The organism is Streptomyces sp. STAM6 (assembly GCF_054963715.1).
The window spans coordinates 138,824-152,561 of sequence record NZ_JBUEFZ010000007.1 but is presented as its reverse complement, the minus strand read 5'-3'; the positions used below and the strand labels follow the sequence as shown (position 1 = coordinate 152,561).

14 protein-coding genes and 2 pseudogenes are annotated in these 13,738 nt (G+C 73.1%); 9 read left to right on the top strand and 7 right to left on the bottom strand.

Going from position 1 to position 13,738, the window contains the following annotated elements:
* Positions 1–21 precede the first annotated feature (21 nt).
* Positions 22–897, top strand: coding sequence for an Fpg/Nei family DNA glycosylase (locus ACY34K_RS12190; RefSeq protein ID WP_462746210.1), 876 nt, complete (start codon positions 22–24; stop codon positions 895–897).
* Between the two features lie 47 nt (positions 898–944).
* Here the strand turns inward: ACY34K_RS12190 and ACY34K_RS12185 are convergent.
* Together ACY34K_RS12185 and ACY34K_RS12180 are read right to left on the bottom strand one after the other, a co-directional pair.
* Positions 945–1,285 (bottom strand): annotated as a pseudogene (locus ACY34K_RS12185) (integrase core domain-containing protein); the annotation flags it as partial.
* Positions 1,258–1,875: an anti-sigma factor family protein gene (locus ACY34K_RS12180; protein WP_462746209.1), complete on the bottom strand. Its 618-nt coding sequence runs from the start codon at positions 1,873–1,875 to the stop codon at positions 1,258–1,260. The pseudogene ACY34K_RS12185 and the gene ACY34K_RS12180, both read right to left, overlap by 28 nt.
* Before the next feature lie 104 nt (positions 1,876–1,979).
* Between ACY34K_RS12180 and ACY34K_RS12175 the strand changes: the two genes are divergently transcribed.
* The 5 genes from ACY34K_RS12175 to ACY34K_RS12155 all read left to right on the top strand — a co-directional run bounded on the left by ACY34K_RS12175 (position 1,980) and on the right by ACY34K_RS12155 (position 7,025).
* On the top strand, positions 1,980–2,723 hold the full coding sequence (locus tag ACY34K_RS12175; protein WP_462746208.1) for a LytR/AlgR family response regulator transcription factor: 744 nt from the start codon (positions 1,980–1,982) through the stop codon (positions 2,721–2,723).
* A 76-nt stretch (positions 2,724–2,799) separates the two neighbouring features.
* Positions 2,800–3,186, top strand: a complete 387-nt coding sequence (locus ACY34K_RS12170; RefSeq protein WP_462746207.1) for a hypothetical protein — start codon at positions 2,800–2,802, stop codon at positions 3,184–3,186.
* Between the two features lie 16 nt (positions 3,187–3,202).
* Positions 3,203–4,963: a sodium/solute symporter gene (locus tag ACY34K_RS12165; RefSeq protein WP_462746205.1), complete on the top strand. Its 1,761-nt coding sequence runs from the start codon at positions 3,203–3,205 to the stop codon at positions 4,961–4,963.
* The gene (locus ACY34K_RS12160) at positions 4,960–6,165 is read left to right on the top strand and encodes a histidine kinase (protein ID WP_462746204.1); all 1,206 of its coding nucleotides are present in this window, start codon (positions 4,960–4,962) and stop codon (positions 6,163–6,165) included. Before ACY34K_RS12165 ends, ACY34K_RS12160 begins: the two co-directional genes overlap by 4 nt.
* A gap of 65 nt (positions 6,166–6,230) precedes the next feature.
* Positions 6,231–7,025, top strand: a complete 795-nt coding sequence (locus ACY34K_RS12155) for a DUF2785 domain-containing protein (RefSeq protein ID WP_462746203.1) — start codon at positions 6,231–6,233, stop codon at positions 7,023–7,025.
* A gap of 24 nt (positions 7,026–7,049) precedes the next feature.
* Here ACY34K_RS12155 and ACY34K_RS12150 read toward each other — a convergent pair whose 3' ends face one another.
* Positions 7,050–7,565 (bottom strand): hypothetical protein, encoded by a 516-nt coding sequence (locus ACY34K_RS12150; protein ID WP_462746202.1) that lies wholly within the window; start codon positions 7,563–7,565, stop codon positions 7,050–7,052.
* Between the two features lie 177 nt (positions 7,566–7,742).
* Positions 7,743–8,282, bottom strand: a complete 540-nt coding sequence (locus ACY34K_RS12145; protein WP_462746201.1) for a sigma-70 family RNA polymerase sigma factor — start codon at positions 8,280–8,282, stop codon at positions 7,743–7,745.
* Between the two features lie 268 nt (positions 8,283–8,550).
* Here ACY34K_RS12145 and ACY34K_RS12140 point away from each other — a divergent pair, with 268 nt between their 5' ends.
* Positions 8,551–9,738, top strand: a complete 1,188-nt coding sequence (locus ACY34K_RS12140; RefSeq protein WP_462746200.1) for a CapA family protein — start codon at positions 8,551–8,553, stop codon at positions 9,736–9,738.
* Between the two features lie 4 nt (positions 9,739–9,742).
* On the opposite strand, the pseudogene ACY34K_RS12135 reads toward ACY34K_RS12140, so the two are convergent.
* Positions 9,743–10,183 (bottom strand): annotated as a pseudogene (locus ACY34K_RS12135) (APC family permease); the annotation flags it as partial.
* A gap of 262 nt (positions 10,184–10,445) precedes the next feature.
* On the opposite strand from ACY34K_RS12135, the gene ACY34K_RS12130 reads away from it, so the two are divergent.
* Complete coding sequence (locus ACY34K_RS12130; RefSeq protein ID WP_462746199.1) at positions 10,446–11,363, top strand: polysaccharide deacetylase family protein; 918 nt, start codon at positions 10,446–10,448, stop codon at positions 11,361–11,363.
* Between the two features lie 134 nt (positions 11,364–11,497).
* Here the strand turns inward: ACY34K_RS12130 and ACY34K_RS12125 are convergent, their stop codons facing one another.
* A complete protein-coding gene (locus tag ACY34K_RS12125) occupies positions 11,498–12,157 on the bottom strand; it encodes a class F sortase (protein WP_462746198.1) in 660 nt (219 codons plus the stop codon).
* A gap of 311 nt (positions 12,158–12,468) precedes the next feature.
* On the opposite strand from ACY34K_RS12125, the gene ACY34K_RS12120 reads away from it, so the two are divergent.
* Positions 12,469–12,954 carry a hypothetical protein gene (locus ACY34K_RS12120; RefSeq protein WP_462746197.1) on the top strand — a complete coding sequence of 162 codons (486 nt, stop codon included), beginning with the start codon at positions 12,469–12,471 and terminating at the stop codon, positions 12,952–12,954.
* A 104-nt stretch (positions 12,955–13,058) separates the two neighbouring features.
* On the opposite strand, the gene ACY34K_RS12115 is transcribed toward ACY34K_RS12120, so the two are convergent.
* Complete coding sequence (locus ACY34K_RS12115; RefSeq protein ID WP_462746196.1) at positions 13,059–13,619, bottom strand: hypothetical protein; 561 nt, start codon at positions 13,617–13,619, stop codon at positions 13,059–13,061.
* Between the last annotated feature and the right edge of the window lie 119 nt (positions 13,620–13,738).

Below are 13,738 nucleotides of genomic sequence, written 5' to 3'. Positions count from 1 at the left end.
GCCGTGGGGCAGGCTGGAACCATGCCCGAACTGCCTGAGGTCGAAGCGCTGCGCGAGTTCCTCGACGAGCATCTCGTGGGCAAGGAGATCGCCCGCGTCCTGCCCGTCGCGATCAGCGTGCTCAAGACGTACGACCCGCCGCTGTCCGCGCTCGACGGCGCGGAGGTCACCGGTGTCGCCCGGCACGGCAAGTTCCTCGACATCGAGGCGGGCGGGGCGGGGACGGACGGCCTCCACCTGATCGTCCACCTCGCGCGGGCCGGCTGGCTGCACTGGCGCGACGTCCTGCCGTCCGGGCCGCCACGGCCCGGCAAGGGCCCCCTCGCCCTTCGTACCGCCCTCATCACCGGCGAGGGCTTCGACCTCACCGAGGCCGGCACCACCAAACGCCTCGCGGTGCACCTGGTCCACGACCCCTCCGACGTCCCCGGCGTCGCGCGTCTCGGCCCCGACCCGCTCGCCGGTACCTTCGACCGCGACGCCTTCGCCGCCCTGCTCGCCGGCGAACGCCGCCAGATCAAAGGCGCACTGCGCGACCAGAGCCTCATCGCGGGCATCGGCAACGCCTACAGCGACGAGATCCTCCACGCCGCCCGGATGTCCCCGTTCAAGCCGGTCCAGAACCTGACCGCCGAAGAGACGACCGGCCTCTACGAGGCGCTGCGCACCACCCTGGCGGACGCCGTCGAACGCTCCCACGGGCTGGCCGCCGGCCGGCTCAAGGCGGAGAAGAAGAGCGGCCTGCGCGTCCACGGCCGCACCGGCGAGCCGTGCCCGGTCTGCGGCGACACCATTCGCGCGGTCTCCTTCTCGGACTCCTCGCTCCAGTACTGCCCCACCTGCCAGACCGGCGGAAAACCGCTCGCCGACCGCCGGATGTCACGCCTGCTGAAGTGACCCCCGCGCTCCGCCGCACCGGGGTGTCCGGTGGGACCGGGCATCCAGGTGTGCTGTCCGGGGACGTTGGTGACGCGGCCGACTGAGGTGTGGCCGCCGATGCCGGTGTGGGTCGGCGGTAGTTGTACCAGTCCAGCCAGTCGGGAAACGCGGCCTGTCGTTCGGCTTCTGAGGTGTAGGGCCGCCGGCGGGCCCACTCGTCGAGCAGGGTGCGGTGGAAGCGCTCGACCTTGCCGTTCGTCCGGAGCCGCCACGGCCCCGTCCAGTGCGGGCTGATGCCCGGGTCGCGGCAGGTGTCGCGCCAGGTGTTCCCGGTGTAGGACCAGGCGTTGTCGGTCAGTACCCGCTCGATGGTCACACCTAGGGCCGCAGTGACACCAGGCGCTCGCCCTTCACGTCGCGGACCTCAAGCCAGGCGATCTCGTCGGGGTGCAGCGCCGTGCCGCCCTCGACGACCGGTTCGTCACCGCGGTCGGTCGCCCAGGTCATCACCGGCCACGCCTGCCCGTCCTTGCCGACCACCACGAGTTCGCAGACGCGAGGACCGGAGACGCCCGCGACCCGAAGGGCCAGTTCCGTACCCCACTCGGTGTCCCGCATCGCCACCGCGGCCGCCACGCCGGTCCCCTTGTCGGTGGCCGAAACCCGGTGCACCGCAGGGTCGCCCGCCTCCGTTCCCCGGGCCAGCAGGGCGGCGCCGGGCACCGCCACGGCCAGCGCCGCGGCCACCGCCACCAGGTTCCTCCGCCACCGGCGTGCCCCCAGGCGGGGCACGGTCACGGGGGGTGTGTGACGGGGTTCCAGCGGCGCCCGGCCGGAGAGCTGGGCCAGGGCCGACGTCACCCCGGTGAAGTCGGCCAGCCGCACCGCGCAGGGCACGCACCGGGCCACATGTTCCTCGCACCGCAGGGCGTCACCCGGCTCCAGCACGCCCAGCGCATAGGCGGCCACATCGAGATGCCGCTCCCGCAGCCCCATGGGTGTGCCTCGATTCGCGTGTACTCGTCGTTGATGTGCTGTCGTGAACGAGTACGCAGATGACCGGCTTCTCGCTCAATGGAGCCGGGCCTAGACTCCGCACCATGCGCGTACTGGCCGTCGACGACGAGGCGCCCGCCCTCGAAGAGCTGCTCTACCTGCTGCGATCCGACCCGCGCGTGCGCAGCGCGGAGGGCGCCACCGACGCCACCGAGGCGCTCCGCCGCATCGGCCGCGCCCTCGACGCCGGGCCCGACGGCCGGGACGCCATCGACGTCGTCTTCCTCGACATCCACATGGCCGGCCTCACCGGACTCGACGTCGCCCGGCTCCTCGCCGGGTTCGCCAAGCCACCGCTGATCGTCTTCGTCACCGCCCACGAGGGATTCGCCGTGCAGGCCTTCGACCTGAAGGCCGTCGACTACGTCCTCAAACCGGTCCGCAGGGAGCGGCTCGCGGAGGCCGTCCGCCGGGTCAGCGACCTGACCGCACCCGACCGGCCGGCCACGGCCGCCGCCGAGCAGATCCCCGTCGAACTGGGCGGCGTCACCCGCTTCGTACCGGTCGACGACATCGCCTACGTCGAGGCCCAGGGCGACTACGCGCGCCTGCACACCGACGGGGGCAGCCACCTCGTCCGCATCCCGCTCTCCACCCTGGAGGAACGCTGGGCGGCACGCGGCTTCGTCCGCATACACCGCAGCCATCTCGTCGCGCTCGGCCGCATCGACGAACTGCGGCTCGACGCCGGCGCGACCACCGTGCGGGTCGGCGACGCCGAACTCGCCGTCAGCCGCCGGCACGCCCGGCACCTGCGTGACCTGCTGATGCGGCAGACCCGCGGCTGATACCGGGGTCTACCTTCGGTAATGGCTTCTGCGTAGACTCCACCATCCGAGCCAGCCGACCGACCCACGGACACCGATGTCTGCAGAGCACGTCCCCGCGCGCCGCGCCCGCCGCGAGACCGTCACGGGAGTGCCGCGCGCCGCCCGCCGGCCGCCCGGCCACGCGCCGGCCCGCTCCGAGATCAGTGAGCAGACCACCCTCGGCCACACCTATGTGCGCTCCCTGATGCGCAGCCAGCTGCGCGCCGCGCTCTCCGCCCTCGGCACGCTCGCCCTGCTCGTCGGCTCGCTGCCGCTGCTGTTCACCCTGCCGTCCAGCCTGGGCCACGGCACCGCCGAACCCTTCGTCTGGGCCGCCCTCGGCGTCGGCACCTACCCGGTCATGTGGCTCATCGCCCGCTGGTACGTCCGCCGCGCCGAGCGCAACGAACGCGACTTCACCGGCCTCGTGGAAGGCCGATGACCGGAGTGGGCCGGCGGTGAACCAGACCTACGCGGTGGCCGCCGTCACCACCGTCGTCGTCGCCACCGTGCTCATCGGCGCACTCGGGCTGCGCATATCCCGCACCACCTCCGACTTCTACGTCGCCTCGCGCACCGTCAAACCCGGCCTCAACGCCGCCGCCATCAGCGGCGAATACCTCTCCGCCGCATCCTTCCTCGGCATCGCGGGCCTGGTCCTCCTCCAGGGGCCCGACATGCTTTGGTACCCGGTCGGCTACACCGCCGGCTACCTCGTCCTGCTGGTCCTCGTCGCCGCCCCGCTGCGCCGCTCCGGCGCGTACACCCTCTCCGACTTCGCCGAGGCCAGGCTCGAATCGCCGCAGGCCCGCCGGCTGGCCAGCCTCTTCGTCGTCGGTGTCGGCTGGCTCTACCTGCTGCCGCAACTGCAGGGCGCCGGGCTCACCCTTGAGATCCTCACCGGCGCCCCCCACTGGGTCGGCGGACTCGTCGTCGCGGTCGTCGTCACCGGCGCCGTCGCGGCCGGCGGCATGCGGAGCATCACCTTCGTCCAGGCCTTCCAGTACTGGCTCAAGCTCACCGCCCTGCTCGTGCCGGCGCTGTTCCTGGTCACGGCCTGGCTGGGCGACGACGCGCCGCGCGCCCGCTTCGACGCCCCCGCGGTCTTCCGCGAACACACCACCGTGACGGTGGACGACACCGTCCGCCTCGACGTCGACGCGCCCCTGACCCTGACCGTCACCGGGAACATCGACTCCACCGCCCACCGGGACCGCGTCCTCACCCTCACCGAGGGCACCCACCGGGTGGCGGCCGGCACCACCCTGACCTTCCCCGAAGGAGCCCGTGTCCCCGAACGCGCCGCCGGCGGCACCGATCCTGCCCCCGCCTTCGGCCGGGGACATCCCCACGGCTGGTCCCAGCCGCTCGCCGACGGCGGCGACGCCGGCCGGCTGTACGCCACCTACGGGCTGATCCTCGCCACCTTCCTCGGCACCATGGGGCTGCCCCACGTCGCCGTCCGCTTCTACACCAGCCCGGACGGCCGTGCCGCCCGGCGTACCACCCTCGTCGTGCTCGGTCTGGTCGGCGCCTTCTACCTGCTGCCGCCCGTCTACGGCGCCCTCGGCCGGATCTACGCCCCCGAACTGGCCCTGACCGGCGCCGCGGACGCCGCCGTGCTCGTCCTGCCCGACCGGGTCGTCGGCGGCCTCGCCGGGGACCTGCTCGGCGCGCTGCTCGCGGGCGGGGCGTTCGCGGCGTTCCTCTCCACGGCCTCCGGGCTGACCATGTCGGTCGCGGGAGTCCTCACCCAGGACGTGCTGCCCGCGCGCGGGGTGCGGCACTTCCGGCTGGCCACCGCACTCGCCATGGCAGTCCCGCTCGCGCTCTCCCTGGTGGCCGGCAATGTCCCGGTGGCCGATGCGGTGGGGCTGGCGTTCGCCGTCTCGGCGTCCTCGTTCTGCCCCCTGCTGGTGCTCGGCATCTGGTGGCGCGGGCTCACCCCGCCCGGCGCGATGGCCGGACTCGTCACCGGCGGCGGCGCGGCGCTCACCGCCGTGATGGCGACCAGGGCGGGCCTCGCTCCCGAAGGCTGGCCGCACACGCTGATGGCCTGGCCCGCCGTCTGGTCGGTCCCCCTCGGCTTCCTCACCATGGTGGCCGTCTCGCTCGCCACACCACGTCACATCCCGCCCGGCACGCCCGCGATCCTCGCCCGGCTCCATCTGCCCGAAGGCCTGATGGGCCGCCCGCAGGGCGAAGGGGCCGACCGATGACCGGAACCCTCCTCGCCGCCCTGGCCGCCGCCGGGGCGGTGCTGCTCACCGCGGGGTTCGCCCTCGGCCGGCTCGCCGCCCGCCGCGGCGGCAAGGACGTCCTCGACCTCGGCACCCCGGTCGAGCGCGCCACCTTCCACACGCTGCACACCGCCTCCCTGGCCGCGCCGCCGCTGCGCGCCGGACTCACCGAGGACACCGCCCGCAAGGCGGCCCGCCGGCTGCGTTCGCTGCTCGGCACCGAGGCGCTCTGTCTCACCGACCGCCACACCGTCCTCGCCTGGGACGGGCCGGGCGGCGCCCACCACCGCGACCAGGTGATGGAGCAGGTGGCGGCCCTGCTGGACTCGGGGCGCGCGGAGAGCGTGCGCACCGCGTGCGAGGACCTCGGCTGTCCACTGCGCTGGGCCGTGATCGCCCCGCTGACCGGCGAGGAGGGCGTGCTCGGGGCCCTGGTGGCGTACGGCTCGCGCGAATCGGCCGTTCTGGTGCGTGCCGCGACCGAGGTGGCCCGATGGGTCTCCGTACAGCTGGAACTCGCCGAGCTGGACCGGTCCCGCACCCGGCTGATCGAGGCCGAGATCCGGGCCCTGCGCGCCCAGATCTCCCCGCACTTCATCTTCAACTCGCTGGCCGCGATCGCCTCGTTCGTCCGTACCGACCCCGAGCGCGCCCGGGAGCTCCTGCTGGAGTTCGCGGACTTCACCCGCTACTCCTTCCGCCGGCACGGCGACTTCACCCAGCTCGCCGACGAGCTGCGCTCCATCGAGCAGTACCTGGCGCTGGCCGGTGCCCGCTTCGGCGAGCGGCTCCGGGTGACCCTCCAGGTCGCGCCCGAGGTGCTCCCGGTGACCCTGCCGTTCCTCTGCCTCCAGCCGCTCGTGGAGAACGCCGTCAAGCACGGTCTGGAGGACTCCCGCACCACCTGCCGGGTGACGATCGCGGCCCGGGACGCGGGCGCCGAGGCGGTCGTCACCATCGAGGACGACGGTGTGGGTATGGAGCCGGACGTCCTGCGGGCCGTCCTCGCGGGCGAAAGCCCCCGCTCGTCCGGGATCGGCCTGTCCAACGTCGACGAACGGCTGCGCCAGGTGTACGGCGACGACTACGGCCTGGTCGTGGAGACGGGCGTCGGCGCGGGGATGAAGGTGACGGTGCGCATCCCCAAGTACCGGGCCGGCGTGCACCGCGACCCGCCCTGAGCGGGCCCCCGGATCCACCGGAAATCGGCGCGACGGGCGGCGGTCGCCGCCCCTACCCTCCGTCCGTGATCAATTGGCAGGAGATCCATGCGTCCGACTGCGCCGTGCCCGCGGACGTCCCCCTCGAAGCGCTGCTGGCCGAGCTGTCGGCGGCCCTGCGCGACCCCGACCCCCGGATACGCGACGGACATCCGTACGTGGTCCTGCGCACCTGGATCGAGCGGGACGTCGTCGACTCCGTGCGGCGGGCGGCCCTCGGCGCGGAGATGGCGGCCCGATTCACCGACCCCGAGATCCAGGCGCGCACCTTCGCGCCGCTGGTCCTCGACATGATCGTGTCGAAGGGCGACTTCGACACGGGCTGGCTGGAGGCGTTCGTCCGCTGGTACCCGGCCGAGGAGGACCTGCGGGGACACCACCCGGAGCTCGGCTGGCTGCACTCCGTCGCCCACGGCGCCGATCTGCTCGCGCGGTTCGGTCTGCACCCCTGGGTGGACCCCGGTCGCATGCTCGACCTCGCGGCGGCCCGGCTGCTGGCCCGCACCGACCACGTCTTCGCCGAGCAGGAGGACGACCGGCTCGCCCGGGCCGTCGCGCTCACCCTGACCCGCCCGGAGCTCGACCGGGACCGGGCGCTCGGGTGGCTCGCGCCCGTCGCCGCGGACTTCGCCGCGTTCACCGGCGGCGGCCCCACCCCGGCCTATGCCTCCAACACCATGCGCACGCTGCGGGCGCTCTACGTCCTCGCCGACCGCGGGGTGCGCCCGGACAAGCGGTCCGAGCCCGTCCCGCTGCCGCACCGGGCCGCGCTGCTGACCCGCCTCGCGGAGGTCCTGGATCCGGTGTTCCAGCACTGCTAGGGGACGCCCGAGGAGCTCCCCGGGTCAGTACAGGCGCAGCGCCAGATGGCTGAGCGGCAGGCCCAGTTGCCAGGCCGGGAGCCAGACCCGGTCCGCCTCCTCGACCACGAACCCGGCCACCGGGGCGGTCGGGAGGGTGCCGAGGTCGGTGGCCAGCACATGGGTGTTCTCCAGCAGCCGCCAGGTCTCGCGGGCCAGGGCGAGACCCGGTTCCTCCTCGCCGGCCGCCCGCTCACCACGGGCCGCCAGCCGACGGCGCACCCAGTCGTCCCAGGGCTGGCCGTGGGACGTGCGGTACGCCCATTCGTCGAGCCGGGCCTTCGCGTCGTCCCCCGGCGCGTCGCCGCCGGGGTCGTCCGTGCCGTCGCAGAGGTACACGGTGAGCGCGAGTGTCCGGCGTCCCGCCAGGTACTCGAGCGAGCCGGGGCCGACCAGGCAGCCCGCTCTCAGCAGCTCATCGGCGATGTACTCGGCACACAGCCAGGCCATCGGGACGGCCAGCCCGCCTCCGCCGGTGCCGTTCGTGCTCTCGGGCCGCAACGTTCCCACCTTCTCCCGGACGTACTTCGTTGGTGTCTAGACGACGAGCCTCCACCGTCAAGCACGGCCGGGGGCCGCTGTTTGCTCAACTTGAGGCTGTGGTTTCGAATACGTTCCGGCCCGGGCCGTGGCCCACGGGGGAGGAGTGGCCCGGCGGTCCTTCCGGGACGGACGGGTTCAGGACGGCAGCGACTCGGAGAGCGTCCGGCTGTAGCCGGGCAGGCAGCGCCCGAGCGCGCGCAGGGCGTAGTACGAGCGGGACTTGACCGTGCCGGCCGGTATTCCGAGTTCGTCCGCCGCCTCGTTGACGGTCAACCCGTGGAAGTAGAGCCGCACGAGCACCGCGCGGTGCTCCGGGCTCAGCTCCCGCACCGCCGCCCGGACGTCGAGCGCGGCGACCGCCGACTCGGTGGGGTCGGCGGGGTCCGGGGTCGCGGCGAGCATGCCGTCCCCGATCTCGGTGGGCCTCGCCATCCGGGACCGCCGGGCGTCGATGGCGAGCCGGCGGCCCACCGTGAACAGCCACGGCCGCATCGACTCGTAGGGGGCCTCGAACGCCTCCGGGTGCTGCCAGGCCCGTACCAGGGTCTCCTGCACCAGGTCCTCGGCGCGCTGCTGGTCCCCGTACGTCAGACCGAGCAGAAAGCTCAGCAGCGCGGGCCCGTGATCACGCTGGAGCTCCTCCAAGGCCCGCTCGTCGGTGGTCGCCGTCGTCATCGTCAACACCCTTTCCCGCCGTCCTCAGACCTTCGAGGCGTATCCGAACGCATCCGGGCGCCGAGGGACAGGCGCCGCACCGGAGTGTGCGACGAGCGGTCGCACCGAGCGGCGAATGGTGCGGCGAACGGTCGCTCCCCGGAATGGCGGAGCCCTTACGTCCGTTTCGGCTAATTTGTGTTACTTTCGGGCTTTACGTATTGACTGGGTTTTATATGCCGTGTGGATTCGGGATCAGACGCCCCGCAGCCCCACGAAAGAGCGGCTCATGACCCCACGCACACGCCGGACGACGGTGGCCATGGCCGCCCTCCTGCTCTCGACGACCGCGGGATGCGGCGGACAGCCGCCCTCCCCGCTCGCCGCACGGGGCCGGGAAACCCCCCGCCAAGCGCCCGCGTCGGCCGCCGGATCCACCGCAAGAACCGGCTTCACCCTCGTGGCCAGCGGTGACGTCCTCCCGCACGATTCCGTCATCCGCCAGGCCCAGCTGGACGCGGGCGGCGCGGGACACGACTTCCGGCCGATGCTCGCCGGCGCCAAGCCGGTCGTCTCCGCCGCCGACCTGGCCATCTGCCACATGGAGACGGTGTACGGCCGCGACGGTGGCCCCTTCACCGGCTACCCCGCCTTCAAGTCGCCGCCCCAGGTCGCGACCGCACTGCGCGCCACCGGCTACGACTCCTGCTCCACCGCCTCGAACCACACCTTGGACGACGGAGCCGACGGCGTACGCCGCACCCTGGACGCCCTCGACAAAGCCGGCGTCAAACACGCCGGATCGGCCCGCTCGGCGGCCGAGGCGGCCACCCCCACCCAGCTGAAGGCGGGCGGCGCCAAGGTCGCCCATCTCGCCTACACCTACGGCACCAACGGCCTGCCCGTCCCCGAGGACAAGCCCTGGTCCGTCAACCTCATCGACGAGGGGAAGATCGTCGCCGACGCGCGGGCCGCCCGCGGGGCGGGTGCCGACGTCGTCGTGGTCAGCCTCCACTGGGGCACCGAATGGCAGACCGCCCCCGATCAGCAGCAACTCGCCCTCGGCCGGAGTCTCACCGCGTCGGGACGGGCCGGGCGCCCCGACATCGACCTGATCCTGGGTACCCACGCGCACGTCCCGCAGGCGTACGAGAAGGTCAACGGCACCTGGATCATCTACGGCATGGGCGACCAGGTCGCCGGCGCCATGGTCAACCACTCCGGCGCCTTCGACCCGCGCGGCAACGAGAGCAGCGTCGGCCGGTTCACCTTCCGCCCGCCGGCGAAGCCCGGTGGCCGCTGGGAGGTCGCCAAGGCGGAGTTCCTCCCGCACTGGTTCAACACCGCCACCGGCCGCGTGGTCAATCTCAGCGCCGCGGCCCGCGGTGGCGGGGACACCACCGCTGTGCGCGACCGGATCGGCCGGGTGGTCCTCGGCCGCGGCGCGGCCGAGGACGGCCTGGTGATGGGGGAGTAGCGGGTCAGACTCCGGGGCCCGGCGGCGGCACGCCCGCCGCCCGGGTCCCGGCCTTCGCCAGCTCGGACCTGCGGTACGAGTAGCCGAAGTAGACGACATGCCCGAGCAGGAACCACACCGCGAACCGCGCCCACGTCTGCCACTGCGGGAACGTGATGAGCCAGATCGAGAACACCACACCGATCGCCGGGACGAACGGCATGCCCGGGGTGCGGAAGGTGCGCGGCAGGTCCGGCCGCCTGTAGCGCAGCACGATGACCGCGACGCACACCACGACGAAGGCCAGCAGGATGCCGATGTTGGTCAGTTCGGCGGCCTCACCGATCGGCAGGAAACCCGCGATCGCGGCCGAGGCGAAACCGGCGATCCAGGTCACGCGGGTCGGCACGTGCCGCGTCTCGTGCGTCTTCGCGAACCACTTCGGCAGCAGCCCGTCCCGGGACATGCGACGGGCGGCGCCCCGGGCCCGTCCTTCGAGTCGGGCCATGGGACACGATGCCGGAGAAGCCGGATCATGAGTGTCGCCGTCGAGCGGCGGAAGCCCGTGGCGACGCGCCGCCGGGTCCTGAGCGCCGTACCCCACGCGTTCGCCACGTTCTTCGTTGCCCGTCCGGCACGCCGAGCGGTCCTCCTCCCATCGGGTGCATTCCCGCCCGGGCCCGGTGTGGGGCGGAGGCGCTCGGCATCGGCCGTGCGGAGCATTAGTCATGAAAAACGATCAGATGCCTCCAGGTCGGCGGATGGTGCTGCGCATCGCCGCCACGCTCGGGGCCACCACCACCGTCGGCCTCTTCGCCGCCGAACGGGCCGGCACGTTCGAGGACACCCCCGCCCGTGCCCCAGCGGTCCGGCCCCGGCCCTCGGTGACCACCCTCACCACTCCCGGCGCCGGTGCCACCGCCACGGGCGCCACCCGGACCGGCGCGGCCGCGGGCTCCCAGGCGAGGAGACGTCAGGCGGCCTCCTCGTACCGCCTCCAGCCGATGACCGCCTACGGGCCCCCGCGTGCCCGCAGGGCCCTCCCACCGGTCCGCCAGCGGCCCTTCCTGAGGGTCGCGGGCGCCGGCCGCTCGATGGTGCTCACCTTCGACGACGGACCCGACCCCCGCTACACCCCCCACATCCTGCGCACCCTGCGCAAGCACGAGGTGCGGGCGATGTTCTTCGTGTGCGGCGAAATGGCGAAGGCCCACCCGGACCTGATCCGCGAGATGGCCGACGACGGACACGTGGTGGGCAACCACTCGTGGTCCCACCCGCTCATCCCCCGACTGCGGCCGTCCCGGATCCGCGAGGAACTCGGCAGCACCAGCGAGCTGATCGAGCGGACCCTCGGCTCCGCGCCGCTCTGGTACCGGGCCCCCTTCGGGGCCTGGAACCGCCACTCGTTCGAGATCGGCGCCGAACTCGGCATGGAGCCGCTGGCCTGGACGGTGGACACACTGGACTGGAAGGAACCCGGCACCCGCTTCATCGTGCGCCGGGTCCTGGACGGCGCGGGCCCCGGCGTGGTCGTGCTCTCCCACGACGCCGGCGGCGACCGCTCCCAGAGCGTGGCGGCCCTGCGGCGCTATCTGCCCGAACTGCTCGACGCGGGCTACCACCTGACCGTGCCGCGCAGATGACGCGCACGGCGGACCGGACGACGGGCCCGCGCGCCGGGCCCGTCCCGGAGCACCGGGGTCCGTGGATGCCGGGCAGCGGCGGGGTCCGTCGCGGGCAGCGGCGGGCCCGTTCCGTCCCCTCCTGCCCGCCCGGCTCAGCGTGTCGCGACCATGCGGGCGAAGACGACCACGTTGCCGTCGTAGCCGTTGGCCTTGGAGTAGCCGCCACCGCAGGTGATCACGCGAAGTTCGGCGTGGCCGGTATCGCCGTAGACACGCGGCCCGGGGAAGTCATCCTTCGAGAACACCTCGATCCCGTACACCTCGAAGACCGCGACCCGGCCGTCGTAGCGCGTCACCTCGACGTGCTCGCCCTTGCGCAGCGCGCCCAGACCGTAGAAGACGGCCGGACCGGCTGCGTTGTCGACATGGCCCACGACGATCGACGTACCGCGCTGACCCGGGGAGATGCCGTTCTGATACCAGCCCGCCATGTTGGGGTCCTGCGGCGGCGGCGCGTCGATGAACCCCGCCTGGTCCAGGCCCACGTCCATGATCGGGGCGTCGACGTTGATGCTCTCGATCCGCACCCGCGAGGCGGGCGCGTACGCGAGCGTCTGCAGCGAGGGCGGGGGAATGGGCGCCGCGCCCACCCGGCCGCTCGCCGCGGGCGCCGCTATGGCGGCCGGCTGCGGCGGACCCAGGTGGTCCTCGACGCCGTTCCGCATCATCGCGAGACCGGTCAGCATGACAAGAGCCAGCGCACCCCACGGTGAGCGCCGCCTCCAATCGAAGCCGCTGCGGTCCAGACCCATGGTTCTCCCTTCACGAGGCCTCTCCGCACGGTAAGCGCAACGCGCAACACGGGCGATCGGGGAAGGGCGAACGGGTGGCGGTCCGAACGGGTGATGACCCATCCGAGTAATCGTCGGACAACCTGCCTGACGGTCTGTGACCTGCGACTCCGTCAGCTGCGCACGTGCCCGGCAGGCGTGTCGCCTCACCGGGGTGGACCAGTGCCCGAAATGCGGCTTCATAGGCAACTTGTGATGGTTCGTCGTGGGAGGCGTACTCGTCGAATTTCCCGGAGCGCCGCTTCGGGGCGTCTTCCACTGGAGGTTCAACGATGCGTGCTTCACGCGCCCTCGCGGTGGCCGCCACCGCCTGCGCGGCCGTCGGGCTGGCCGCCCCGCTGGCCGCCGCGACCAATGGTCCGTCCAACGTCACGGTCTCTCCGAGCCAGGTGCACCAGGGCGGCAGCCTGGCGGTCAGCGCCCTGGGATGTGGCCACGGCGGCACCGTCACGTCCAACGCGTTCCCCAAGACGGCCCTCACCGTCAATTCCTCGGGCCACTCGGCCGCCACCCCCCGGATCTACGACCACGCCACGCCGGGCCAGTACAACCTGGCCGTCAAGTGCAGCGACAACCCCCGCGTCGTCACCCGCACCTTCACCGTCCTCGCCGCCCGTGGGGCGACGGGCGGCCTCGGCGGTTCGATGGCCCCGAGCTCCGCCGAGATGGCCGTCGGCGCGGCCATGGTGGGCACCGCGGCCGTCGGCGGCGCGCTGTTCATCAGCCGTCGCCGCCGGATGAGCGGCGGAAAGGCCTGACCGGCCGAACCTCCCGGTCGGCCGATTACGCCAGTCGCCCCGAGTCCTGGTCCAGGACTCGGGGCGACTGGCGTGCGGGGCCGGGGTCGGCCCGAGCCCGCCGCTCAGTGGCGGCGGCCCTCCGACCGGCGGCGGACCACATAGATGATTCCGGTGGACGCGGCCACCACCAGGGCCGTACCGGCGGCGAGCTGGCCGCCGTTCCAGCCGCCGACGCTGCCGCCGACACCCCCGCGGGCGCCCTGGGTGGGTGCCACGGTCCTGGTCGCCGTCCTGGTGACGGTCGGCAGCGCCGTCGACGTGGCGGTCGGCGTGGGGGCCGAGGTGATGGTGAGGTCGACGGTGCCGGGGGTGCCACCGGCGCAGGTGAACGACACCGTGTAGACCGCGCCCCGCCTGGCGTCCCAGTCGACGGTCGCCGTGGCCGAGCCGCCGGCCGGGATCGTGACCGTGTCGAACACGCCCGACGAGGCCATGGCGGTGCCCGAGCAGCCGGGTGCGGTGAGCGTGATCCGCCCGCCGGGTGCGACGGTCGACGGGGTGAGGGCGAAGTCGCCCGGGGCGAGCTTGCCCGGTCCCGGGACCGGCGCGGCCGCGGCGGGGGTGGTCAGGGCGAGAGCGGCCGCTCCGAGCAGAGCGGCGGAGGCGGCACGTATCGCGCGCATGGTCGATCCTCCGGGTCCCGAGGAGCAGCTGCGGAACGGATTTCCGCAAACCATCCGATATGCACCTCGATGCCCGAAACGCTAGGAGCGCCGTACCACACCCGCGATCTCAGACGGGC

Bases quoted from the DNA above. Each gene is read 5' to 3' on its own strand.
- ACY34K_RS12190 (WP_462746210.1), top strand. From the start codon at position 22: ATGCCCGAACTGCCTGAGGTCGAAGCGCTGCGCGAGTTCCTCGACGAG.
- ACY34K_RS12180 (WP_462746209.1), bottom strand. From the start codon at position 1,875: ATGGGGCTGCGGGAGCGGCATCTCGATGTGGCCGCCTATGCGCTGGGC.
- ACY34K_RS12175 (WP_462746208.1), top strand. From the start codon at position 1,980: ATGCGCGTACTGGCCGTCGACGACGAGGCGCCCGCCCTCGAAGAGCTG.
- ACY34K_RS12170 (WP_462746207.1), top strand. From the start codon at position 2,800: ATGTCTGCAGAGCACGTCCCCGCGCGCCGCGCCCGCCGCGAGACCGTC.
- ACY34K_RS12160 (WP_462746204.1), top strand. From the start codon at position 4,960: ATGACCGGAACCCTCCTCGCCGCCCTGGCCGCCGCCGGGGCGGTGCTG.
- ACY34K_RS12145 (WP_462746201.1), bottom strand. From the start codon at position 8,282: ATGACGACGGCGACCACCGACGAGCGGGCCTTGGAGGAGCTCCAGCGT.
- ACY34K_RS12140 (WP_462746200.1), top strand. From the start codon at position 8,551: ATGACCCCACGCACACGCCGGACGACGGTGGCCATGGCCGCCCTCCTG.
- ACY34K_RS12130 (WP_462746199.1), top strand. From the start codon at position 10,446: ATGAAAAACGATCAGATGCCTCCAGGTCGGCGGATGGTGCTGCGCATC.
- ACY34K_RS12125 (WP_462746198.1), bottom strand. From the start codon at position 12,157: ATGGGTCTGGACCGCAGCGGCTTCGATTGGAGGCGGCGCTCACCGTGG.
- ACY34K_RS12120 (WP_462746197.1), top strand. From the start codon at position 12,469: ATGCGTGCTTCACGCGCCCTCGCGGTGGCCGCCACCGCCTGCGCGGCC.
- ACY34K_RS12115 (WP_462746196.1), bottom strand. From the start codon at position 13,619: ATGCGCGCGATACGTGCCGCCTCCGCCGCTCTGCTCGGAGCGGCCGCT.